Genomic DNA, 25,536 nt, shown 5'->3' with positions numbered 1-25,536 from the left:
TTCCTACTGATAGATATATACCATGTGAAAAATCTAATCTATATATTTTTATCAAAAAAAATCAATTGAAATAAATGGTCAAGAATTAACTTCACTTTTATAGTAATTTAATGCATCTGTAAATAGTGCATGAGACTTCTGCGCTTCCTCTGGAGTAGCACAATACAAAGGTTGAGACATGTTTTCTTTTCCATATATTAATTCTTCACAGAAAGCTGCCCACATTTGCAAAATAGAATCAGAGAAACCAAATTCAAATATCCCTCCAGTAATACTTTCATAAGCTGATTGATGTGGGACATCTTCTACTTTCCATACCTGCTTTCCACCTGGTTCATATTCCATTACTCTTAATAGCTTTGGGTTTTGAGTGGAATACTCTATCGAACCTTTTGTACCATAAACTTTAATAAACCAAGTATTAGCATGTCCTGGTGCTATTCTTTTAGTAGAAACGGTCACCGGAAATGAATTTCCTTCTGATGATCCTTCACATAAAAGCACTGCATTATCCCAAGTATCACACTCTTGCATTTCCCCATTTTGATTAGGTCTTTCTTTCATAATATTGCTTAATGATGCTCCTAATAATTTCAGATCCCAACCAAAACGAAGAGGTAAATGTAATACATGCAGCCCTAGATCACCCATGCAACCATATTCTCCATTCGTTTTCTGGATTCTTTTCCAATTGATAGGCTTTTCAGGGTTCAAATCACTACTATGCCAAAACCCTGCTTCTACTTCCATGATTTGACCTAAATCATCACTTTTAACTTTATGAAAAACTTCATAACTTCCTGGGTAATAAGGTATTTCTGAGGAACTTCTGACTAAAACATCGGGGTTATTTTGAATGGCGTTCATTATTTCTTGATTTGCTTCTTGATCTATCCCAAAAGGCTTTTCACCAAGTAGATGCTTACCGGCATTTATTATATCCACATAAAACTTTTTATGTAAGTTATGTGGAACAGCACAATAAACCGCATCTACTTCGTTATCTTGTAAAATTTCCTGATAATCATTTGTTGTATATTTAATAGTATCCAAATTATCGGTAAACCATTTCATTGCATCATCATTAAGATCACATACAGCAATAATTCTCGGTTTGAAATTTAACCCTGATAAATGTAACCAACGTCCAACTGCACTTGCAAATTCCTTTCCCATTAAACCACAGCCAATAACAGCAAAATTAATCATTTTTTTATCCATAAGCTTCACTTTTCTGATTTAATATTTCCAATGCTTGGTTTGGAGTAGCATTATCATGAACAATCGCCATCAACGCCTCTGTCATTTCTTTAGGTTTTTCATGTTGGACAATATTTCTACCATATACAATTCCTGATGCTCCTTGTTGAATTAAACTATAAGTTCTTCCTAATACTTCTGACTCCGAAGCAACACCGCCGCCACGAGGTAATACAGGAATACCTGATGCAGTTTCTATTACTCTATGATATTCTTCTATATCATCACAAGGATCTGCTTTAATTATATCTGCACCTAACTCGACAGCTTGTCGAACTAATGGAATAATTTTTGTAATATCTCCATCTACCATATATCCGCCAGCTTTATCATTTGGCTGCATGACTAACGGTTCAACCATTAATGGCATTCCATATCTTTCACACTGTGTTTTTAATTTAGTAATGTTGTCGACACACATCCCGTGAAGTTCTGGTTGATTTGGTAAAAGCAATAGGTTAATAACCACACATGCCGCATCTGCTCTAAGCGCTTGTTCCACTGCTTTATCAATTAAATTGCTATAAACATAATGGGGTAGTTCTTTATTATAAACATTAGCAGCATCTGTTCTAAGTACCAATGAAGGTTTCTCTTTACCTGGGATGTCTTGTAATATTCGTGCCTGACCAACACTTAACTGAATCGCATCTGGGTTAGCATTTCGAACAACCTCAACCGCATTTTTAATAGAATTAATACCTTTTAACATTGTGAACTCATTAAAAAAACCATGATCAATCGCGACATCAAAACATTTACCATCACTTGCAAACAATCGATTCATTCTTGCAGTTACTGAAGACATTAAACAACCTCCTCTGTTTGATTTAAATTCATTATATCACCATCCAAACAAAAGTCAACACATTTTAAACGTTTTTGTTCGAAAATGTTAATAAATCACTATAACAATGCTGATTCAACAACATATATTAACATTTACATCAATGAATGCGCTTTATTTTAGTTGTATGATTTTTTGTTGTTTTAATTTGTTTGATTTTTTTGGGTTTGTGATTTATTATAAACTTATTATAGCTATATTAATATATTCTATAAATATAGCACGCTAAAGTTTATAAAGTTATTTATTCATGAAGGAGGGGAAAGATTGAATAAATCGATAGTCATTGCTGGTCATACTGCGATAGATTTTATCCCAGAAATAAAGTCAAAGACTAATGTTCATTTACAAAGTTTCTTCACACCTGGATCACTTCATCATATAGGTTCTCCCACATTTTCAACTGGAGGTGTTGTGCTTAATACAGGACTCGCTCTATATAAAATGGGATTTAGCCCCACATTAATTGGAAAGATAGGTAATGATGAATTTGGACATATCCTAAAAGAGAAATTAAATCATATAGACCAAAACTTATCTGATTATATGGTAATAGATAACCGTAATCATACTTCTTACACCACAGTATTAAACGTCCCGGGACATGATAGAATTTTTTTACATCATCCTGGTGTTAACGATCATTTTCATTCCGAAGACATTAGTGAACAGTTATTACAAGATCATTCTCATTTTCATTTTGGCTATCCTCCCCTGATGGAAAAAATGCATACAGAAAATGGAATACATTTAGTTGACATCATGAAAAAAGCCAAAAATATGAAGCTTAATACCTCTTTAGATATGGCAATGCCACCACCAGAGTTAGTAGTTGATTGGGAAAAAATATTGCATAACACCTTACCCTACGTTGATATTTTCATGCCAAGCATAGAAGAAATTTTACACATGTTATTTCCAGATATTCAAACAGAATTAAAAGAAAAAATTGAAAACTCTCAAGAACATAGCGAGATTATTCATTTTGTCAATGATGAGTTATTACAATTTGTTTCAAATAAATTATTAAGAATGGGGTGTAAAGCGGTACTTTTGAAATGCGGTGAATTGGGTTTATATTTCCGATCCTCTTCCAACGCTCTTTTTGCCGAAAATCAACAACTGTCAAACAATTGGTTAAATAGAGAATTATGGGCTCCATGTTTTAAAACAAAGGTAATGGGGACAACAGGTGCAGGAGACTGTACAATTGCTGGATTTTTAGCTGGTATGTTAAAAGAAAAATCAATTGAAGAAACGATGAACTTATCTGTAGCTACAGGAGCTCATAGTGTGGAATCTATGGAAGGTACCGGCGGTATCGTACACCTAAATAACATTGAGCAAAGAATGGATAATCATTGGGAAAAACTTATGTTACAAAATCAACCATCAACCAACAGCTCCTTCCAATGGAAAGATAAATTTCAGCTCTGGACAGGAAGTAAAGACAATATCACCATTTAAAAACAATATCACATAAAAAAATAACTCCAATACTTTTTCGATTAAAGTGTTGGAGTTATTTTTTGTCCACTTTCATTATTTTCAATTGAATATCATCCTCACTAATGTATACCTGCCTAACTCAATATCAAGTCCACTACTCCTTTATTCATAATATCTGCTTTAATTTTTTCATCTAATTCTTTATTGGTAATAATAGAAGTAACATCTTCAAAATTCGCATACACATATAGTGTATTATGTTGAAATTTGGAAGGATCAGCTACAATATGCGATTTAGCCGCAATTTTTATCATCGTAGACTTTATACTACCTTCAATCATATTAGAATTACTAAAACCTCTTTCCAGTGAAATACCTGCACTTCCTATAAACGCTTGATCTACTGTTAATTTACTTAGAAAATCTACCGTAGCCGGTCCGACTAATGACTCTGAACTTGGACGCATATCTCCACCTGGAATGATGACATTTATATGGGGTTTCCCCAGTAAATAATGAGCAATATTAATTCCATTTGTCACTACTGTTAAATGTTTCTTTTCACCTAACTGTTTCGCAATTTCAAACGTGGTTGTACCTGCATCTAATAAAATACTTTCCCCATCTTCAATCATAGATACTGCTTTACTAGCAATTCTTCTTTTCTCTTCTATATAAGAGGCACTTCTAATCTGGGTACTAATATCATAGTTTGAAAATTCCTCAGCACTAACTGGTGATGAGCTATCTTTTTCTTTTATCGTCGCACCACCATGAAATTTTATAATATGCCCATCGTCCTCTAATTTCTTCAAGTCTCTTCTAATCGTCATATCAGATACGTTGAATTGCTCCATCAATTCTTGCGTTGTCACATTGATACGTTCTTTAATAAACTGTATCATCTCCATTTGTCGTTTATTTCCTACCATATGGCATCTCCCTCTAATGTATAAACAATCTAAAATATTGAACAAACATTTTCATGTTAATAATAAATCCTATTAAGTAAAGTACTTTACTTAATAGGACTTTCACATACATTATATTAAGTAATTTCATGAAAATAAAATAATAACTATGCTTTTCCACCACTTCTGAATATTTCCATTACCTTTTTAGCTTCCTCTGCATAAATATCAAGCGTCTTCATCATGATATCATGATAGAATAAATGACCACTGTGTGTAGAAAACTCGTTCTTTAATTGATGGCCCACATCTAATGCCATATTCGTATAATAATTAATTTTACTAATTCCATGATCAATAGAATTACTGAAATCTTCTGTAGATAGCCCCGACCCACCATGCATCACTAATGGTTTACCAGTAGCATCACTTATTTTCCCTAAACGTTCAATGTCTAATTGTGGCTCTTTCAGATAAATACCGTGAACCGTACCAAAAGCCACTGCTAACGTATCGACACCTGTTTCTTCTACAAAATCAGCTGCTTGTTGAGGGTCCGTGTACATCGACGTATCATCTATGATAGAATCATCATCATCTCCTTCTGCCGCACCACTTTTCGGACGAGTGACATAACCTAATTCACCTTCTACCGACACATTAAATTCCTTAGCAATTTTGACAATTTCTTTGGTTTGTTTCACGTTTTCTTCATAAGACAGCTGAGACCCATCAAACATAATCGCATTGAAACCTAATTGCATCGCCGTCATAATATTTGAAAATTCTTTCCCATGATCTAACATTGCTACCACAGGAACCTTTGCCCGTTCCATTTCTTGAACCAAAATCGGTCCAATGACCTCCAAGGGTGTGTACTTAAAATGTACTTCTGCATGACACAATATAACTGGTGAATTTACTTCTTCAGCGGCTCTAATAATCCCTCTTGTCATATCTAGATTAATAGAATTAACACATGGCACTGCATATTTTCGCTTTTTGGCATCCTCCAATAATTCTCCCATTGATACTCTTGTCAATTTTACCACCCTTTCATGTTAGAATTAACTCCAAATCAAACAAAATTAAACACCTTAATACTATAATAATATATTTCACACATAATTACAACACATTTCATGTTTTATATTGATTATTATGTTTGTTTCCAACAATTATAAACATTTTCAGTCCCATATACTATTATGCTACCAACAACCAGGTTCCTTCTCACCAAATCGTATATCTTGCATTTTTCAACAGATTAAAAAGCATCCATTGAAAAAAAAGATGGATGCTTTTTCGGTATATTTAAAGGTTATACTCTATTTTTCTTCAAACCACCAAGCTGCCATCTGCCTTTGTCATCAATTGTGCGGTTAGTGATCCAATTGTTAGTGCGAGGAGAATAGGAGCAAGATATAAGCAGATAGCACTATATACGATCAAGATGAAGATAGTGCTGAATGATGTTAAAGGACGAGATGTGATTTTTTTAAAAGCAGTTTTGGCTAGTGCGAGAATCCGGACAGTTGGATTCTCGCTGTTGATCAAAGCAGTTAGCATATGTAGTGTAACCATTAGTGCAAAAAAGATCAGACTTAAAAATATATAATCGATAGCTCCATTAAATAGGGAATGGACGTATACAAAATCCACAACCAGCATCGCCCATAACAATGTTAACCAGAGTCCTAATTTCACAGAACGTTTATAATAACTTCGATATTTATGCCAGTAGCATCGAACAATCGACAGGTCTTCTCTATTATTCAAATCGTGGATCACAGCAAACAATGCGATCGTTGCTGGAAAAAAGGTGAATGGTAAGAGCAGCACAAGCATGAACGCTAAAGGGAACATAACCGAAATGGAATCCGCCAACAACAATTGAAATAGAACGTAAATCGCAGGAATATTACATAATACCCATAGCAGATCACTGAAAATAATCGTATATATCCAATCCGCAAGCTTATATACTCCACCTAATATCCCTTCAAATGGCATACAAACCCCTCCTTTAACGAGACGTACTAGAGATCAAAACCTTTTGATGCTTTGGTAAGGTGATGTGAAAAATGTTTTGTTCCACATCGATTTGTGTCCATGATGAAGCGTGATCTGCTTGAATCGATGACACAAATTTTGGGAGTTGCACTTGGATATCTGTATCTTGATCCGCGGTCATTTCCACGTCTAATATTTCTTGATCCACATCCCAACTAAAACTAATCGTACCAGTATGAAAACGGAAATTTCTTACATTTCCCTTTCGCCATTTCCCGGGAAATGATGGCAATATTTTCATTGTTTTGGATGAAACAAACAGGAGCATTTCTTGAATCGCGTTTACTATTCCTAAGCTCGCATCTAACTGAACGGGTGCGTAGGGCACATTCATGCTCATCCCCATTCTCCTCCAATCATTATGCACGGTGAAGAAGTTGGGCAATAAACAGGAGCGAGTAATATTCTCTAAACATTCCAACGCTTTCTCTCCGTCTTGTAATCTCGCATATATTGCCGCCATATGCGCATAAGACCAACTGGTTTGCGCTCCTAGCTTTCGATTATTTACCGCTTTTTGGAATGCTAATGATAGAGAATCTTCTTTATCAAAAATAATCTCTTGTCCTGGAAATAATGGATAAAGGTGTGATAAATGACGATGATGATAGTTATCAATAAATTTTGGACTCATCCATTCCCCTACAGCGCCTTCGCTATTAAGCTGATAATCTGGGATTTTGGCTAGCATTTCTCGCCAAACTTTGACTTCCTCTACAGGGTGCGATATGTGTGTACAACTATCCAATAAATTAGTTAACAATTCTTTTAATATAGCAAAATCCATCGTCGCATTGATGGTTGTCGGCATTGGATGAGCGAGATTTTCGCCATTTTTCGGCATATAATTACTTGGTGTGTTTTCAGGAGAAACGGATGGATAATATTGATATGTCCCTTCCTCCGTTTCTACTAAAAAGTCTTGGTAAAATAATAATGTTTCTTTCATAAATGGAATCGCATGGTTTTCTAAAAAATCCTGATCTTGTGTAAATTGATAGTAATCGTAAAAATGCTGTGCTAACCATCCAGCTGCGGAAGTCCAATTCATAATGACGGGAACAATTTGATTGGGCTTTCCATTTCCAGGTGTCGTTCCTGCTGGAATGTAGATCCCCCTACAGCCAAAAAGTTTCCTTGCGTTATCTCTGAAATCGTCTAGCAAACTTTCATAATAAGAAAACAATGATGGAATAAGCGATGTTAGATTCCCGACTCCTGCATGCCAATACATCATTTGGATGTTTTCATTGGCCATCCGATGACTCCACATCAAGTCATAATCACCGGCCCACAGTCCATACATACTAAAGGGCTGACCTCTCGCCTTGGTAGCAGATATGAATAAATAACGTCCATACGCCCACAGCTTCTCCATAAGGGCATTGGAAACTTTTCCTTGATAGGCATCCAATAACAGGACTTCATTGCTAAATTCGGTGTCATCTACCTCTAGGGAAAAATCGGCGGATTGAAAAAGGGTGGAATGCTCGGCCACATGCTCGCTTAGTAATTGCTGATAGCTTCGATTTTCTAATGCTAGTTCTTCTTTTAGTGCATCCCATTTATCCCCTGTTTCATCTTCTGTAAAAACTTTGATAAGCACAAATAATTTACTTACTTCCCTATATTGAAGACGATCATTTGTTTCTTCGCACTCTCCATCATCGGCTATCACTCTAGCAACTGCTCCATATTCTGATCCATCTTCATCTTTTCCTTTGAAATAATAATAGTCCGGCTCTGTTTGGATTACCGTCGATTCAGCGCGTTGCTGTACTATATGTTGCATTCGTGGTGTATCCGTTGGCGGCAACGTTAAACGGATACTAGCATCTATCTTATTTTTCTGATCTGCGCGAATCTCGTAAACGATAAGTGAATCAGCACGAGAAACAAAAAGATTTCTTTGGTACTTCGTGTCTTTTTCGGTCCATTCTACGGACACTTCCCCTGTTTCCATATTGACTCCGCGTTGGTAATTCGTGAAACTCTCTTGGATATCCATGGTTACGTTTAAATGGACGAGTGGCAATGGTTTGGCTAGTTTCGCCTCGTATTTCTTTTCTTTTAATGTATTGGCAAGCAGCCAATTCGCCTGATGATAATCCCCTTCGTCCATATATTGACGGACTCTTTTTAATGTATCGCTTACATCTGGCAAAGCTTGCTTTTGGCCTAAGTGCCAAAGTTCAGCATGGTTAATCAGAATCGTTTCATGCTGAATCCCACCATAAACTGCCGCCCCGGTCTCTCCATTACCAGAAGGCAGAGCCTCTCGCCACATATTCCGCCACCATGACGCAGGATAAGCAAGCAACAACTTATGCCGGCTAACCGTCTCTTCAAACATGTTTCTCATCCTTTTCATTAAAGCTGTTTTCAAAACGACTGTTAGTTTTAATAAGTAAACATCATTAAAATATCTGTTAATACGCTACGGAAATATACTTCGCTGTTAAGAGGTAAGATTGATGATATGCTCCACTTCATAAATATTTATGTTTTTTCCTAACTTAGAACGAACATCAATCTAAGCTGCGGAAAAATGCGAGACTCCTGGGGGAAGAGCAGCTTAAGAAGACCCCACAGTGAACGGGGTTGGTGAGCGAGGAGGCTGAGGTGCTGCCCCCGGAAAGCGAGTGTTTTTCCGCAGCGGTGATTTAGCACTCAACCTTCAATGGATTGATCGGAAATCAAAAGGACCTAATATCAAATATAGCGATGGAAGCCTTCTGCTTGAATGTTCCATTGCTGATTTTTTGGAAAGCCTGGATTTGCATCGCTGTGATAGCCATCCCACCCTGCTACCATCATGGCGATGGCGGTTAATAACCCTCCATTACCCGGTAAATAAGCGGATAATCCTGGTCGTTGATAATTATGACCGTTAACCATGTAAGTATTTTTGGTCGCATCCATCAATAGAAAATCTATCGCTAACTCCGGTTCGTTCAATCGCGCTGCCGTCATGGCACACATAGGGAAATCCCATCCCCATGCTGTATCCCACTGCCATTCTTCCTTAACCTTCCACAATGTATGCCGCATGATTTCAGGATCGATTAAACTGCCTCTTAATATGCCACAAGCAGCAACCATAGATGGATGATCATGATTTTTCTCGGTAAATGTATCGGCACAATGTTCATGTGCAAGATACACATCATCAAGATGCTTCGGTTCGATAAGCTGCTCCGCTACTTTTAACCAGTTTGGATTCGCCTTCACCTCTAGTCGCTCCGCCCACTGTTGTGCCACACTCAATCCATATTTCCAATATTCTAATTCATACGCTGGGTTAGATGTCTCCTCCATTTTGTGACACTCTTGTGCCGGTATAAGCGGCGGTCCTAATACATAAACTTTTCTTGCTTCATCCCAACTAGCAAAATCCGCCATGAAATCAGCACTTTGAAAGATGATGTCTTGATATTTCTCTAACGTCTCCTTATTTGGATTTGCTCGATATAATAATTCCGCTAACATAATCGGATGAGGCTGCTGCCAAATCAGTCCTGGTGCAACAGGAGAAGGACTCTGCTTCCCATCAATCCCGACCATTTTCGGCCACCTTACCCCAGAAAAGCCTTGCTTCTCTGCAATCTGGCGGGCAATCGGCAAAATTTGTTGATACCAATTCAAACTTTTCTCTAGATACTGAGATCGTCCCCACAATGGAAAATGAGCCGTATGCCACCAGTGCATTTCCAGATGTGCTTTACCAAACCAGCTATTATACATAAAGCCTGTTTCTTGTGGCGGCATCGATCCACTGCTATGCACCGCTGTTAAAAATTGCGACAGAATAACCCGCCGTTCTAATTCATCCGCTCTATCATCGGTGCTTTCTTCGAATGAAACAAACGCTCCTGATTCCCAATATTCTTTCCAATATTTTTGACTAGCCTCTAACACTTCTGCAAAAGGCACATGTTGTTGCTTATCAGAATGAAACGATACTGTAAACGTAAAGTCATCCGTCGTATCACGAGGTATTAATTCAAAAGCATGGTCATCGATACGTTGAAACGCCCCATCATGATGATGCCAATGCACGATATAGGAATCCTCATCGATGATGCGCTCTAATGTAGTTTCCTGCTTCTCTTGGTGCTTGAGATTCGTATGCTCGTCTTCTCGATGCTTCCAATTCAATTTGGTTGCCTTATCCCAACTATTATGCGTGACATCCTTCTCTTGGTGCTTGAGATTCGTACGCTCGTCTTCTCGATGCTTCCAATTCAATTTGGTTGCCTTATCCCAACTATTATGCGTGACATCAGGATTTGGAAAGTCCTGCACAATTTTCATTTGTTGGCTCTTAAGTAAGGACGATTTGATTTGTACCGCGATTAAATCGAGCTTAGGATGACAAACGGTGATAACCTCTACAGGCTGTTGATTAACTGAAAAGGAGCTAGTGATCACGCCGTTCCATAGATCCAATTCTTGCCGAATCTGAGAAATGTCTTGTATACCAAGCTTATCGCCTGATTCATTAAAAAATGCAAACCCGATTTGCCCTAGTTGAATACGGTGAGGATTTTGTCGGAGCCAATGAAAGGCCTCAGGATGCTCTCCCGGTTTCATTGGATATTTGATTTTTCGATCCTCATATTCGTATAACTGATAGCTGATATCTTGATCTGTATATTGATTTTTTCCACCTGTGTGATGCCACCCCCAGTTAGACTGAGTTCCTAGCGGTGTTTCATAGGCATCAGGAAAAGATTGCAGCCCAGTAACATCTACACTAAAGCCAAAGTTTCCATTGCCAATCGATAAAGGCGCATCCTTCTCCACTCCTGTCACTATGGGATGATGCTTTTTGACAATTCGCTTGCGATCCATTGCGATTTCCTCCCCTTACATTTCTTTTTCGTTATGCACAGCTGCATGCATTTTTCTGAATTTTCCTGGGGTCATTTTTTTATACTCGCGAAATTTCCGAATAAAACTGTTCTCGTGCTGATATCCGACTGCTAACGCAATTTCAGCAATTTTAGCATCTGTATCCATAAGCAGTTCCTCTGACTTTTGCATTCTCAATTTCGTTAAATAACCATAGATTGTTTCCTGTTTCTCCTCTTTAAACCATTGACTTGCCAGGCTGACACTTATGCCAACTGATTCCGCAATCTCCGGGATCCCAATCGCTTCGTCTAAATGTTCCGCCATATAGTGCACCATTTTCTCACAATAATTGAATCGCTTAACATCTTGTAGATGGTTGATATTTTCTACTTGCTTGGCGATATGTTCTTGAAAGACTTTTGCCACATCCGATAAGTGCATGGTTTTTATCGCTTCCAACTCGATCGGAAATGGAACATGTAAGGAATTAAATAATGTTTGTTTCATTTCAGCCACATATTGATACGATGGGACTGGATGTATCATGTTATCCTCTACATAGTCAAAGAAACGATTTACTTCTTCTAACGTATCTTGTGGCCCAACTTGTTCGGTCGCAGTGATTAAGGCTTGAAGGGTTTTCGTCTCTTCTTTCGTGATCTCTGCTTCGTTCTCTTCCACGACTTCCGTATAGTCCAACACTTGACCGTATCCGTGATATAATCGATAACTTAACGCAAGTTCAGCCTTTTGGCACGCTTCTTTTAACAAATCAACATGTGCCCCATGACTACACATCCCAGCGGATATGGAAAAACCAAGTAATTCTTCCACATTATCAAGGGCGATCCTCAAATGGTTTTTTAGACTCACTTTTCCTTCTTTTAATTGGGCAATCATCAAAATCTTATCGTTATCTAGATTCACCATATGAACGAGGAAATGGGGGGATAACACTTCATCCATCATATTGATCAGCCCAGCCTTGGCCACTTTCCGATACTGCTGCGGTGTTTCGTTCATCCATGAATGGTAATCATCGATCGATAATAGAACCACATGAATGGGTTTTTCCTTCCATCCTTTAAAATAGGTATGCCATTTCTCTTGAAATTCAGCATCACTTTGGATTTTGCCTGATTGGATATCACTTAAAAATTTGGCCTTCGCTTCTTTGGTCATTTTCTTGATCAACTGAGATAGCTGCGCATGGTCACTGACTAAGTCATCAATCAAAGTTTCTAAATGAAGCAAATCCCTGCGATAGCCGCTTTGTTCATTTTTAGGCAGTAACTGTTTAATCCGATCAATCGGTTTAAGCTGTGTGACATTAATCAATAAAACCGCGATACAACCAATAATCAAGGCAAGGATCGAAACAAAAAATACGACATTTCGTATCGTCTCAGATTTGGCTAATATACTATCTTCATCGACAACCGAAATAAATTGCCATCCCGTAAATGCAGACTCCAATTGATGGGATAAAAAAATATTATCTTGATAGGAAAGGTTGTGCACATGCCCTTTACGGATTTCATTTTGAACAAATGCGATGGTTTCCTTATCAAAATGATGTGCATTAGTCGTGTGCAAGATATTATGATGTTGATCTACAATAAAACGCATACTGCTGGATGGTGCCTGTTCCGAAAGGTTCAACTTAGAAAATAATTCTTTTTCATGTAAATTAATCGCAATAAGTCCACGGGCTTCCCCTTTTATATGAATCTTTCGAAAAAGTGTCAGGTTGGAACCTTTATTGACGGCACCATCTGGCAGATCACGATATTTCACTATCATAGATTGATTTTGTAACTCGTCTTTGACCTCTACCCAATTGGCATCGTTAAAATTTAAACTGCTGGAGCTAAAACCTTGTGGCACGGCGATAAAATTATCTTTTGGGATATCATAAATATAAATACTTTTAATAAATCCGGTATTTTTCGTAATTGTTTCTAGTTTTTCATATACTTCCTTTATATTTTGATAATTATGGGAAAAAGGACTGGTGAGAAACGTATATACATCATTATCCAATGCTAGCTTGACGGCAACCTGGTTAGAATCTACTAAATATTTATCGATATCTTTCATAATGATTTGCAGCATTTGCTGTTGCGGTTCTTTTAATTCCTCTTCTAGCACACTTTTGGAAATATGATAGGATGAATAGCCAACGGTTAAAATGATTAAGCCAATCGGAAGCATTAAAATGAACAGTAACCGAATTGGTGTTTGTGTCATGAGCCGCTGATGCCAAGATCTAAAAACAGATATCCATCGACGAAACATATCATCACCCACTTTCAGTTTTGTTTTATATGATATAAAAAGTGAATATCAGTATGTAAGGATGGAGCACCTCGAAAGTCAAGTAAAGTCAGCTCCCTATCACGCAACTGAAATATACTCGCTTTCCGCGGGCAACACTTCAGCTTCCTCGGAAGCAAAATACGCTTCCTGCGGGATCTTCAGCTGTTGCTTGTCCCGCAAGTCTCGCATATTACAGTTGCTGATTTCTAGTTAACCGCAATGAGGCGGCTCCATCCGTGATTCTATTACTTAGCGGTGTCGTACCATTCTTGTACTCTTTGTGTGACTTCTTCACCGCCTGCTTGGTGCCATTCTTCTACGAATTCATCAAATTTATCAATCGGCCACTCGCCGATCACAATTTTCGTCAAATATTCTTGGAATAACTTATGTGATTGAATATCTGGATATCCCTGATAAACGGTACTAGGCATCCCGTCCCCAGCGATACGTCTAGCATCCGCTTTGCTTACCTCAAAAATATCTCTTACCATTTGCTGCTGATCTTCTGGGAATGAGTTCTTAATACGCACTTCCATCGATTCATCTGTCGTTAAGTTCAGCATACCTAAAGCAATAGGTTTATCATCAGAAGAAGGCAATAACCTTTTTTCGCCATCTACGACTTCATGCTGTACCCCTTCGATACCATACTGAATAAAGTCAGCATTGGCAGGATCATAGAAAAAGTCGAGTAATTTCAAGGCATTTGCCGCATTCTCCTCAGATGCAACAGGAATCATCCATTCTGGTTCCCCCATGCTTTTTTGCGTAATAAAGCCATCATATCCATCCACTTCTGGCATTGGCATTCCAGCTACATAAGCATTTTCGTCTCCTTCTTTCATCGCAGCATATCGATCACGAAGGTTTGCTGGGAGGTGGTACCAGCTTCCGACAAGGTTATTGTTGATTTTCGCCGTCCATACATCACCCTTATTTAGGAACGTCTCATTATCTAATAATTTTTCATCGTACAGCTCACGAATAAAAGAAATTGCAGCTTTCATATTGTCTGAGGTACCGGCATAATTAATTTCACCATCGTAAATATCCCATTCCGGATACCCTTCCCACATCGCCACACCAAACATCGCAAATAAATGATCCATCCATCTGCCAAACTCTCGTCCACTTGTTGGAAGTTCATCTTGTTCGCCATTTCCATTTGGATCTTGATCACGAAAAGCAATCAGCATCTCTTTGTATTCTTCTAAAGTCTCCGGCATATCTAATCCAACATTGTCGAGCCAATCTTGTCTTAATAAAGCGGCACGTTCTGGAATTAAATATACTTTAGGTACATAATATATTTTCCCATCAGGAGAAGCAGATCGAACAATATTCCACGCTTCTTCCGGAATACGCTCCCAAACGTTTGGCGCATATTTAGGCAATAGATCGTCTAATGCCAGTGCTCCTCCTTGCGTAATCAACGTCTGTTCCACACCGCCAATTGGTCGTAATATATCTGGGAAATCTTTGGAAGCAACCATTAGATTAATATATTCTGCCGGCTCAGATCCTGGAGGAGTCGTTTCTAACTGATATTCCACACCAGTGTTTTCTTTCACATACTGCACGTGTGGATCATCACTTTCAGGTATCGTTCCTTTACCAATGTGACTCTTAAAAACGGTTACGGTAGCAGCCTCATCCGTTTCCCCTTCCTGTTCAGTTGTATCGGAATCTGTTGATTGGTTGTCCTCATCTGTTTCCGAGGTAGTACTATCATCGCTGCACCCAACCGCCAACAGTAAAAGCAACATCATTGCAGATAAGAAAAATAAAAACATTTTCTTTTTCATTATACAAACTCCTCCTTAAATAACATTTATTCCTTCAGTGAACCTAATACCGCACCTTTTACGAAATATTTTTGTAAATATGGATATACCAAGACAATCGGAACTGTCGCAAAAATAATCGTAGCAGCCTTTAAGGTGGTCGTGTTAAAATCAAAATCCCCCATAATCAAATCAACTGCCGCTAACTCTTCTTCCGCGGTAAAGAAAGCACGAAGTCTCATTTGTAAAGGCCATAAACTAGGATCCCTTAAAAACAACACCGCCGTCTTAAACGTGTTCCAATATCCCACCGCATAAAACAAACCAATGGTGGCTAATACTGGCTTCGATAATTGTAAATAAATTTGAAATAAAAGCCTAAACTCGTTACATCCGTCGATGCGAGCAGCATCATCCAGATCATCTGGTATCCCCATAAAAAACGTGCGAACAATGACCATATTGAACGTACTAATGAGACCAGGAATAATCAGTGCCCAAATCGAGTCCATCAATCCTACTTCTCGAACCGTAAGGAAAAAAGGAATCATCGGTGCATTGAAAATCATTGTAATCACAATAGCAAGCATAATCGGTTTTCGCAGCATAAACTCTTTCCTTGATAATGGAAACGCTGTCAAAACGGTGAACAACATACTCAACAAGGTACCAACTACGGTAATAAAAACCGTTATCCAAAAGGATCTCCATAATACTTCATTTTGTAAAATATGCTCCCAAGTAGCAAAGGTAAATTCGACTGGAATGAGAAATACTTTTTTGGAATCTGCTGCTATTGGAGAACTAAACGATACGGCTAATAAATGAAGCAATGGTGCGATCATCGTAGATGCCAACAACGCTAATACCGCATAATTTAAAATTTGAAAACACTTTTCTCCCAATGTTTGTTTCATTACCACAACCCCTGTTCTGATTTTCTTGCAAGCCTGTTAAAGATCCACAATAACGCAAACCCAATCACAGACTGGAATAAACCAATCGCCGTCGTTAAACTGTACTGACCTTGTAACACACCGGCACGATACACATACGTCTCGATGATGTCCCCAACGGAATATGTCATAGGTGTTAATAAGTTGTATATCTGATCGAAACCGAGCTCTAAGAAGTTTCCAATATTAAGTAAAAACAATACCGTAATTGTAGGGAGCATTAAAGGCAGTGTAATATACATTGTTTGTTTTAATCGATTGGCGCCATCAATAACGGCCGCTTCATATAAGCTAGGATTAATTGCTGTAATAGCCGCTAGATAAATGATCGTTCCCCAGCCAACTTCCTTCCAAATCCCCGATATTACCACAATGGTTCTAAAATATGCTTCTTCCTGCATGAATAGAATAGGCGCTAATCCGACCATTTCTCTTAACGCATTAATTATCCCTTCTTGTGCTAGCAATTCAAAGACAATTCCGCCGACAACAACCCAGGAAAGAAAGTGCGGTAAGTAAAATAAACTTTGAAGTGTTCTTTTGAAAACTAATAATCGGATCTCATTAAATAGTAAAGCGAGAATAATCGGTGCTGGAAATTGAAAGAGCAATTGATATAGTGCAATCAAAGCCGTATTTCTTAACACTTCGTGAAAATCTTGATAGTTGAACAAGAACTTAAAATTGTCTAAACCAACCCACGGACTGTCCAAAAACCCTTTGAAAATTTGAAAATCTTGAAAGGCAATTACACTTCCTAATAGTGGAATGTACTTAAAAATAATGTAGTAGACAATCCCGGGTACAATCATCAGATATAACATCCAATGTTTACGAATGTTTCGGATCAGACGATTTTGATTTAAGCGATCTAAGGCTTTAGATCTTTGCGTAAACACTTGCTGCGTTTTTCCTCCCATAACCAACCCCCTTTCCGTTAGGACTTGATCAAATGATAACCCTTACATAACGGAATAAACAATCTTCCATTTATCCAATCACCTATCGTTTCCTCCATTATCCGCTTATTCACGTAATGGTTAGGTAAAAAGAGAAATGGTTAGTTCTAATAAAAAGGAGCAAACCCGCCCGATCCTATCCGCTTTACCTTACATGAACTAACTCGTATCAGAACAAAACTGCACATAAACTATTCTCATCAGCGGGACTTTCTCCCATTCTTTTAGAGATGGGTGCTAGTCCAGCGCTGAGGAAACGCTCCCTTTCCGGGGGCACGGCTTCAGCTTCCTCGGCAGAAGCCCGCTCACCACGAGGGATCTTCAGCTCGCGCTGTTCACACAGGAGTGTCACATTTTTCCGCAGCTTATTGTGGTTTTCTTTTCAAGTGAGAGGAATTCCATGAACACTGATTTTTAGAAGCTTTCTACTTTCAAAATTAGAACATCACTTTAAGCGTAGGCAAGATACGTAGACTCCTGCGGGAACAGCACGTGTCCGAAGACCCCGGAAGAAGCGTTCTTTGCTTCTGAGGAGGCTGAGGCCGTGCCCGCGGAAAGCGAAGTATCTTGCCGAAGCGATTCTTTGCATTCAGATAAGAAAGAATGGTTGAAAGCCACGTTAAAGTTCGTCGCAGTTATTTTTTGCATTATTTTTATACTTCTAACGTGTAAAAAAAGGGTGGCCACTCCCTGATTTTTGATGAGTTTTGTTGGTTTATGGCAAGGTTGAATCTTGTGTTATATGCGTAGATGAGATTTCTATATTATATCAAATTTGAACATGCATGTGGGTAAAAAAAGGAAATAAAAAACCTGCCCGCTCCCCATAATGAGAGCGTGACAGGTTGACATCCTGCAATTTCTTATACATCCCGCGAAGTAACAATCATGCAAATACCGTATATCCTGCTTTTACCGTTTGCTTTATTTGGTACTTTGGCCCTTGATGTAAAAGTACAAAATCAGCTGGTGCGTCTTCCTCCAAACCTTTTTTTACAGGCAATTCCATTAACCGTGCAGGGTTAATAGAAGCAGCTTCCCAAACTTCCGCAAATGAACAAATGCCACGATCCACTATGTTTTGTATTCCGTCTTGTAACATTTGCACAGAGCCGGCAAGTAAATCTGGATGCTGTGATAAATGGAGTTTCCCTTCTTCCGTAAGCACTACTTCACCACCAATGTGCGTGGTATACTTTCCAGGCTCTAATCCGCTTAAATAAACAGCATCACTAACTAAAATAGCGCGTTCCCTTTTCAATTTAAAGATTACTTTTAATACAGACTCCGGCAAATGAAAGCCATCTCCAATACAACAAGTCCAAAGATCATCCTGGGCTAACTGTTCCCAAATATAATTAGGATGACGCGGCAGCATTAGATGAGCTCCATTCCCTAAATGGGTAGACATCTCAGCACCTGCTTCTACTGCAGCTTGGATTTGTTCAACGGTCGCTGCCGTATGGCCAATCGAAACCTTAACCCCGCTATTTGTACAATGACGAATAAATTCCGATGAGTTTGACCATTCAGGGGATAATGTCAGAAGCTTAATTTTTCCATTAGCTGCTGCCTGCCATCTCTCAAATAATGACCAATCTGGTGCTTTCACATATTCTTTTCCATGTGCCCCCCGCGGTCCATCTTCTGGTGAAATAAAGGGACCTTCCAAATGTATTCCTGCAATAGTGTTTGATACCATTTCATCTTCTTTACATGCTTGCGTAATCACATTTACCGATTCTTCTATTTCTTTATCTCCATTTGTTATAATAGTTGGATAGTATGTGGTGACACCTTCTTTAAATAGAGCACGGGAAACATCCTTAATGAGCTCCTTCGATAGAGGATTTGAATTAAAATCTCTTCCTTTATACCCATTAATTTGAAGATCTACAAGCCCAGGAGCAATGATAGGCAGAGAAGCATTGCTAACATCGTTCACTTCTTTAATCTCAAAGATCCTACCTTCTTGTACTGTCACTTCAATGGGTCTCTTTGACTTATAATGAATACCTCTAAATACGTTTTTAGATGCCATATGAATCACGATCCAGATACATGTTACAATTGGAATGCTCTCTTAAAATCGATGCTGGACATGTGGTTGAAATAGATCCAGTTAATGTATTTTTCACTGCCTCCTTCTTGGATAGACCCGGAACAATACAATACAAGAAAGTACCCGACATCATGGTTGGAATTGTTAATGTTAATGCATGTGTTGGGACATCATCAACATGCTTAAAACAACCATCATTTACCTGCTGCTGTCTGCATGAAGCATCAAGTTCCACCACTTTCATAATCTCTTCATCACAGAAATCTGCAACTGGAGGATCATTAAAGGCAATATGCCCATTCTCACCAATCCCCAGGCATATAATATCAATATGCTCAGAACGAATCAGTTCCCCATACCTTTGACATTCTTCTCCAGAGTCATTTCTGCCATCAATGAGGTGCACTTTTCTAAAATTTAATTTTCCAAAGAGATGCTCTTTCAAAAACTCACTAAACTTTTGCGGAGCATGTTCTTCAAGACCAATGTACTCATCCATGTGAAAAGCAATAACACGTTCCCATTCAATCTCTTTCTCCGCTGTTAGAGCTTGTAAAAATTCAATCTGGGAAGGAGCTGCTGCAAAAACCATTCGTACTGTTTCCTTTTGCTCTAATAATTCAACGAGTTTTGATGCCACATCTTTTGCCGCAACTTTTCCCATTTCTTTCCGATTATTAAAAACACGTATGCTTAGTTGATCGACTTGAGCTACTTTTAATGGCTTCCATTCTGTTTCCATTTCACTCACCTCCTTACAATTTTGATTTTTGAGCTAAATGGATTTCTTTTGCTAGACGACTAGATTCATAGGTGCCAAGTATTATTTCTAATGAATGCCTTCCTTCTGTTCCTGGAATGGAGGGTGTACGATTTTCCTGCACAGCTAAAGCCATATCTCTAATTTGCAAGCGATGCCCATCTGGTATCACAGTAAAAGGTTCAAACTCTGGAAGTTCTATTTTCTCCCCTTCTATTTCCAATTTCGTAATAGCATCCTCTTCTATTTCAAGGGTCCCCTTTTCACCATGAATAGCTAAACGTTGCCCCTTGCCATCGTATGCTGTTGTCGTAACCTCTAATATTCCCATTGCCCCATTTTCAAACTGTAACAAGGAAGTAGCGGTATCCTCTACTTCGATATCACGTAAAACTGCTTTTGTTTTTCCATAAAGAGAAGAAACAGGGCCTGCTAACCATTGAAGCATATCCACCGTATGAATTCCTTGATTCATCATTGCCCCTCCACCATCTACTTCCCATGTTCCTCTCCATCCAGCACTGTCATAGTATTCTTGATTTCGATACAGCTTGACATAAGCTGAAGAGAGGCTTAGTTTTCCTAATTTTCCCTCTTGAATTAGTTTTCTAGCAAATTTAGCTTGAGGTGACATGCGTCGTGGAAAAACGGTAGAAAGCAATACTTGATTCTCTTCACAAGCTTGAATCATCGGATCAATGTCCTCTTGTTTAATAGCCATCGGTTTTTCTACTAGCACATGTTTTTTCGCCTTAGCGACTTGAATCGTTTGCTCTGGATGAATACCGCTTGGTGTACAGATACACACCACATCAATATTATCCATTGCTAGCATTTGTTCAAGGCTCTGACAAGATATGGCGCCATGCTTTTTGGCAAATTGATCGCTAACTTCCTGGTTTGTATCATACACAGCTATTAATGCTGCTTCTTCTGTTTCTGCTATTCCCTGGGCATGCACTTCTGCTATAATGCCGCAACCTAATATAGCAAAATGTGTTTTTGTTGTTTTTGACATCTTGTATCATCCTCTCCATTTGAAGTTTCGTTTCCAACTATCACAATCCTGTTCGTTTAATCTTTCTTGCCTGTTCATCCGCATAAACGGTAACTTCTGTAGCAGCCAGAAGATCCTGATGTCCCAACATTCCCTTTTCGCCACGAATACGATACAGAAAATCTTCTGTAAGAGTAAATGGAGGTGTGATTTTCGGTATTTCAGATAATTCCTCTTTGTCACTAACTTGCAACAACAAATCATCTTCTGAAATAAAAGGATCTCCTTCCAATCGAATTTCTGCTACTCCCTGTGTGCCCACAACATAAATACGGCAATCTCCCCATGTCCAGCTTTTATCCGGAGTGTGCCAATCTGCATATAATTGAGAGGTAACACCATCATTCATGACAATCTGAAGTCCTGCTGCATCATAAAAAGATGGATGTTCTGGAAGGATATTTTTTGCCATATAACTGGAAATCGAATTTATTTCATCTCCTGTCAACCAACGAAGTAAATCTATATCATGAATAAACAAATCTATAATAATTCCCCCGGATTGCTCTCTAGAAAAGTGCCACGATGGGCGCTTAGAAGGATTTAACTGATGCGGTTTTCTCATAGAAATACTAACAATATCTCCTAAACTGCCTTCATCTATCTGTTTTTTCAATGTATAAATAGATGGTCTAAATCTTTCTGTAAGCAGCATTCCTATTTGAATGTTCCCTCTTTCCGCTACGGCTTTTAACCTGTTGAAATCCTGACGATTTACCACCGCTGGTTTATCAATCATGATATGTTTTCCATACCGCTCACACTTCTCGATAATATTTATTTTTTCATTATTAATGCTTGCACAGCCGACGACTTCCACTGTTTCATCTAATAAGGGCTCCATATCCTGGACGATTTGTAGTGAATATCTCTCTGCTATGGTTTGCGCTAAGGGTACGTTCTCAGGCTCATAAATCCCCACACATTCATGGCCTAAACCAATCATTTCTTCAATAAATATACTGATGTGCGGATGTTGACACCCTATGATCGAAAATCTCACTAAATCACTTCCTTTCCTATCCCTTCTTAAGAATACGAATTCGTATTTATCATTGCTTTAACCTTTTGGAAGTCTGCTTCCATTCTTTCCTTTGGCGGATACGGTGCAGCACATTCCAAAGTGATCCACCTGTTGTATCCCATTTCATTTAATGTATCGAATAATGGTTGATGATCTACCTCTCCTTCCCCTAACAAACACTGCATGAAGTGTTCATCCCCGTTTTTCGTTAGATTCGTAAATGTACCAGGTGCTACAGATTTTTCGACTCTCTTTACATCTTTTACATGGAAATGAAACAGATGATTTTCTAAATGAAGAATAGAGTCTCTATTGTAGGAAGTGTCTGTGATATACATGTTTCCTGCGTCATGAATCACCCCTATATCATCATGGTGTCCCACCATATTTAATAATTTCTTACTTTGCTCTACGGTTTCTATCAGACTAAGATTATGGATTTCCATGACTACTTTTATGGAATATGGTTTGGCCTCCTCTACACACTTCTTTAACCAAAAAGCCGCTTTTTCATAATGATAATCCTCCGCTAGGAATGCATTGGGCCCTCCAGGAAATACACGTACCATATCCGCACCAAGAATATCTGCCCATTTCACCAGTTGCTTGAATTCTTGTAATGCTTTTTCACATTCCTTATCACTAGAAGTAGAAAAATGCCCCATATACCCTGCAAGAGCTGGAATTTCGAGATCCAATTTACTAGCTAAATGCTTTATTTCCTCCACTCTTTGACGTGATGTGCTGGGAGATAAATGCGGTTCTCTGCAAGCAATCTCTATTCCATCAAATCCCAATTCCTTAGAAATAGACATTGCTTGTTGAATACTATAATCGATAAACACCCCGCTGAAAGCTGCAAATTTCATAACCATACTCCTTTTTTTAAAAAATAATGAAAAAACGAGCAAAACCCGGTTTTTTTACATGCATAAATGAAAAGTAGAACAATTATACGACATAGTAAAATATTAGTGCTTATATCTTCCTCATCTTGACACTGCTATAATCCGCTCCGACAACATACTTCGCTTTCCGCGGGCACGGCTTCAGCTTCCTCGACAGCTCATTCTTCGCTGTCTGCGGGATCTTCAGCTCGCGCTGTTCCCGCAGGAGTCTACGTATGTTGTCTCCGCTGGTAGTAATGGTCTAATGTATAAAAGGAGGAAGTCCCTGTAATAAACATTTTAAGAATTCCTTCTTTATACAATAGAAAAGCTTTCTAAGCTGCGGAAAAATGCGAGACTCCTGTGGGAAAGGAACAGTCTGAAGACCCCGCAGGAAGCGTTTTTTGCTTCCGAGGAGGCTGAAGCGTTCCCCACGGAAAGCGAGTGTTTTTCCGCAGCGTCGATTAAGCACTCATTGGAGACGAGCGTAGTATAAGTTATACAGATTCCCTATTTAATACCTGAGTTTGTAAAATTGCTGACAAAGTATCGTTCGGCAAACATGAATACAATTAAAATAGGAATTAAGCTCAATAATGCAGCTGCCACCATATATTGTTCATTCCCAAACCATTGACCGCCAAGTGATAAAATACCAATTGGCAACGTGAATTTTTCATTAGACGTTAAATAAATAGAAGGAGCTAAAATTTCGTTCCATTTCGTCATAAAAGTAAAAATGGCTACTGTTGCCAAACTTGGTTTTACCATAGGCATGAAAATTCTCCAGTATGTTTGGAAGGGATTACATCCATCTAATTTTGATGACTCTTCGTAGTCTTTTGGGATACTTAAAAAAGTCTGTCTCATTAAGAATATTCCAAATGGTTGTGCTAAACATTCGAGAAGCCAAAGAGGTGTGAGTGTATCTAATAAGTTCATCTGTTGAAAGATCATGAAGTGTGGGATAATGACAACAATTGGCGGTATCATCATCGTTCCTAATACCATGACGAATAACATATTTTTAAATGGAAATGTTAAACGAGCAAACGCATATCCTACCATGGAACATGAAATGACCGCACCTAAAACCGATAAAATCGTCACAATAAAACTATTAATGGTATAATCTATAAAATTACCAAGCTTAAATACTTCTGGATAATTAGACCACTGGAATACTGATGGAATCCATTTAGGTGGAACGGCTGTAAACTCAGCATAAGTTTTCAGAGAGTTAAATAGCGCAGTAATAAACGGCATTACCATAATTAAGGCACTGATGGTTATAATGATATACCCTATAGTTTTAGCTGTAAAAAACTTACGCTTCTTCTTCATATAACCCCTCCTTCTCGTTCGAATTTATTTATTGATAATGAACCCATTTCTTTTGCCCCCATAACTGAAGCAGCGTTAAGATAAATAAAATAGTAAACAGAATCCAAGCGATAGCTGAAGCATATCCCATATGCAAGAAAGAGAAGCCTTCCCGGTACAAGTAAAGCATCAGTACTAAACTTGCATTATTCGGCCCACCTGCTGCCGTAATATCAGTAGCTCCACCTGTCATAACATAAATCTGTTCAAATGCTTGGAAGGTGGTAATCGTACTTAGAACGATAACTAAAAAAGTAGTTGGTGAAATTAATGGCAGGGTAATAGATGAAAACTTCTTTATCGTACCAGCTCCATCCATGTCAGCTGCTTCATATAGTTCATTCGGAACATTTTGTAATCCAGCTAAATAAATGACCATCATGTAACCTATTCCTTTCCAAACTGCCACTAGCACTAGAAGAGGAATGACCAGCTGCTCATCATTTAACCATCGTTGTGGTTCAAGGCCTAGTTTTATAAGAAAAGAGTTTGCAAACCCAAAACGTGGATTGAAAATGGCATCTACCACATACATCACGACTGTCCATGATGAAATAACTGGAATAAAATGTGCCATACGATATAACTTTAATGCTTTGATTTTCTGATTAAGAGCTACTGCTAACAATAAAGCGAAGAAAGCTTGGGTTGGAACAAATAAAATGGCAAAATAGAGTGTATTCCAAAGAGATTTATAAAATAAAGGTTCATTAAACAGCTTTTCATAGTTTTCTAAACCAATCCATTGAGGAGGATTTAACATATCGTATTTTGAAAAACTAAAGTATAAGGAAGCAATTAAAGGTCCAATCACAAACACGATAAATTGAATGAGATAAGGGGAAACTAAAAGAAGTCCCCATTTCCCCTCGTAAGTTAATAAGCTACGTTTTTTTGCTGCCAGATTAGTAGGTGATCGATTGATACGTTCACTTTCCATATGAT

Annotated in this window: 19 protein-coding genes; 1 reads left to right on the top strand and 18 read right to left on the bottom strand. The window is 38.4% G+C overall.

Going from position 1 to position 25,536, the window contains the following annotated elements:
* Positions 1–78 precede the first annotated feature (78 nt).
* Together GHD00_RS07040 and GHD00_RS07035 are read right to left on the bottom strand one after the other, a co-directional pair.
* Positions 79–1,221 carry a Gfo/Idh/MocA family protein gene (locus GHD00_RS07040; RefSeq protein WP_163537446.1) on the bottom strand — a complete coding sequence of 381 codons (1,143 nt, stop codon included), beginning with the start codon at positions 1,219–1,221 and terminating at the stop codon, positions 79–81.
* Complete coding sequence (locus GHD00_RS07035) at positions 1,214–2,068, bottom strand: class I fructose-bisphosphate aldolase (protein WP_163537445.1); 855 nt, start codon at positions 2,066–2,068, stop codon at positions 1,214–1,216. The genes GHD00_RS07040 and GHD00_RS07035 overlap by 8 nt, the downstream gene beginning before the upstream one ends.
* Positions 2,069–2,374: 306 nt before the next feature.
* On the opposite strand from GHD00_RS07035, the gene GHD00_RS07030 reads away from it, so the two are divergent.
* On the top strand, positions 2,375–3,574 hold the full coding sequence (locus GHD00_RS07030; protein ID WP_163537444.1) for a carbohydrate kinase family protein: 1,200 nt from the start codon (positions 2,375–2,377) through the stop codon (positions 3,572–3,574).
* 116 nt (positions 3,575–3,690) lie between these two features.
* On the opposite strand, the gene GHD00_RS07025 is transcribed toward GHD00_RS07030, so the two are convergent.
* The 16 genes from GHD00_RS07025 to GHD00_RS06950 all read right to left on the bottom strand — a co-directional run bounded on the left by GHD00_RS07025 (position 3,691) and on the right by GHD00_RS06950 (position 25,531).
* On the bottom strand, positions 3,691–4,488 hold the full coding sequence (locus tag GHD00_RS07025) for a DeoR/GlpR family DNA-binding transcription regulator (protein WP_163537443.1): 798 nt from the start codon (positions 4,486–4,488) through the stop codon (positions 3,691–3,693).
* Between the two features lie 146 nt (positions 4,489–4,634).
* A complete protein-coding gene (locus GHD00_RS07020; RefSeq protein ID WP_163537442.1) occupies positions 4,635–5,510 on the bottom strand; it encodes a class II fructose-bisphosphate aldolase in 876 nt (291 codons plus the stop codon).
* Positions 5,511–5,805: 295 nt separating this feature from the next.
* The gene (locus tag GHD00_RS07015; RefSeq protein WP_163537441.1) at positions 5,806–6,480 is read right to left on the bottom strand and encodes a DUF624 domain-containing protein; all 675 of its coding nucleotides are present in this window, start codon (positions 6,478–6,480) and stop codon (positions 5,806–5,808) included.
* 13 nt (positions 6,481–6,493) lie between these two features.
* Positions 6,494–8,893, bottom strand: coding sequence for a glycosyl hydrolase family 95 catalytic domain-containing protein (locus GHD00_RS07010; protein WP_163537440.1), 2,400 nt, complete (start codon positions 8,891–8,893; stop codon positions 6,494–6,496).
* Positions 8,894–9,252: 359 nt separating this feature from the next.
* Positions 9,253–11,394 carry a glycoside hydrolase family 65 gene (locus GHD00_RS07005; protein WP_205600720.1) on the bottom strand — a complete coding sequence of 714 codons (2,142 nt, stop codon included), beginning with the start codon at positions 11,392–11,394 and terminating at the stop codon, positions 9,253–9,255.
* A gap of 15 nt (positions 11,395–11,409) precedes the next feature.
* The gene (locus GHD00_RS07000; protein WP_163537439.1) at positions 11,410–13,695 is read right to left on the bottom strand and encodes an AraC family transcriptional regulator; all 2,286 of its coding nucleotides are present in this window, start codon (positions 13,693–13,695) and stop codon (positions 11,410–11,412) included.
* A 266-nt stretch (positions 13,696–13,961) separates the two neighbouring features.
* Entirely contained in the window at positions 13,962–15,524 is a 1,563-nt protein-coding gene (locus GHD00_RS06995) for an extracellular solute-binding protein (RefSeq protein ID WP_205600719.1), read from the bottom strand.
* A 26-nt stretch (positions 15,525–15,550) separates the two neighbouring features.
* Positions 15,551–16,420 carry a carbohydrate ABC transporter permease gene (locus GHD00_RS06990; protein WP_163537438.1) on the bottom strand — a complete coding sequence of 290 codons (870 nt, stop codon included), beginning with the start codon at positions 16,418–16,420 and terminating at the stop codon, positions 15,551–15,553.
* Positions 16,420–17,283, bottom strand: a complete 864-nt coding sequence (locus tag GHD00_RS06985) for an ABC transporter permease (protein ID WP_481810379.1) — start codon at positions 17,281–17,283, stop codon at positions 16,420–16,422. The genes GHD00_RS06990 and GHD00_RS06985 overlap by 1 nt, the downstream gene beginning before the upstream one ends.
* A gap of 1,021 nt (positions 17,284–18,304) precedes the next feature.
* Positions 18,305–19,459 carry an N-acetylglucosamine-6-phosphate deacetylase gene (gene nagA, locus GHD00_RS06980; protein ID WP_163537436.1) on the bottom strand — a complete coding sequence of 385 codons (1,155 nt, stop codon included), beginning with the start codon at positions 19,457–19,459 and terminating at the stop codon, positions 18,305–18,307.
* Positions 19,449–20,222, bottom strand: a complete 774-nt coding sequence (locus GHD00_RS06975; protein ID WP_163537435.1) for a glucosamine-6-phosphate deaminase — start codon at positions 20,220–20,222, stop codon at positions 19,449–19,451. Before GHD00_RS06975 ends, nagA begins: the two co-directional genes overlap by 11 nt.
* Before the next feature lie 13 nt (positions 20,223–20,235).
* Entirely contained in the window at positions 20,236–21,258 is a 1,023-nt protein-coding gene (locus GHD00_RS06970) for a Gfo/Idh/MocA family protein (protein ID WP_163537434.1), read from the bottom strand.
* Positions 21,259–21,298: 40 nt separating this feature from the next.
* Positions 21,299–22,300: a Gfo/Idh/MocA family protein gene (locus GHD00_RS06965; RefSeq protein WP_240468633.1), complete on the bottom strand. Its 1,002-nt coding sequence runs from the start codon at positions 22,298–22,300 to the stop codon at positions 21,299–21,301.
* A gap of 26 nt (positions 22,301–22,326) precedes the next feature.
* The gene (locus GHD00_RS06960; protein WP_163537433.1) at positions 22,327–23,190 is read right to left on the bottom strand and encodes a sugar phosphate isomerase/epimerase family protein; all 864 of its coding nucleotides are present in this window, start codon (positions 23,188–23,190) and stop codon (positions 22,327–22,329) included.
* Positions 23,191–23,718: 528 nt separating this feature from the next.
* Positions 23,719–24,552 (bottom strand): carbohydrate ABC transporter permease, encoded by an 834-nt coding sequence (locus tag GHD00_RS06955; RefSeq protein WP_163537432.1) that lies wholly within the window; start codon positions 24,550–24,552, stop codon positions 23,719–23,721.
* A gap of 28 nt (positions 24,553–24,580) precedes the next feature.
* Positions 24,581–25,531: a carbohydrate ABC transporter permease gene (locus tag GHD00_RS06950; RefSeq protein ID WP_163537431.1), complete on the bottom strand. Its 951-nt coding sequence runs from the start codon at positions 25,529–25,531 to the stop codon at positions 24,581–24,583.
* Between the last annotated feature and the right edge of the window lie 5 nt (positions 25,532–25,536).

Origin of the sequence: Gracilibacillus sp. YIM 98692, assembly GCF_010993965.1 — a bacterium.
In the GTDB taxonomy this organism is placed as follows: Bacteria; Bacillota; Bacilli; order Bacillales; family Amphibacillaceae; genus Gracilibacillus.
The sequence above is the reverse complement of the archived record's forward strand: the minus strand, read 5'-3'. Positions and strand labels throughout refer to the sequence as shown.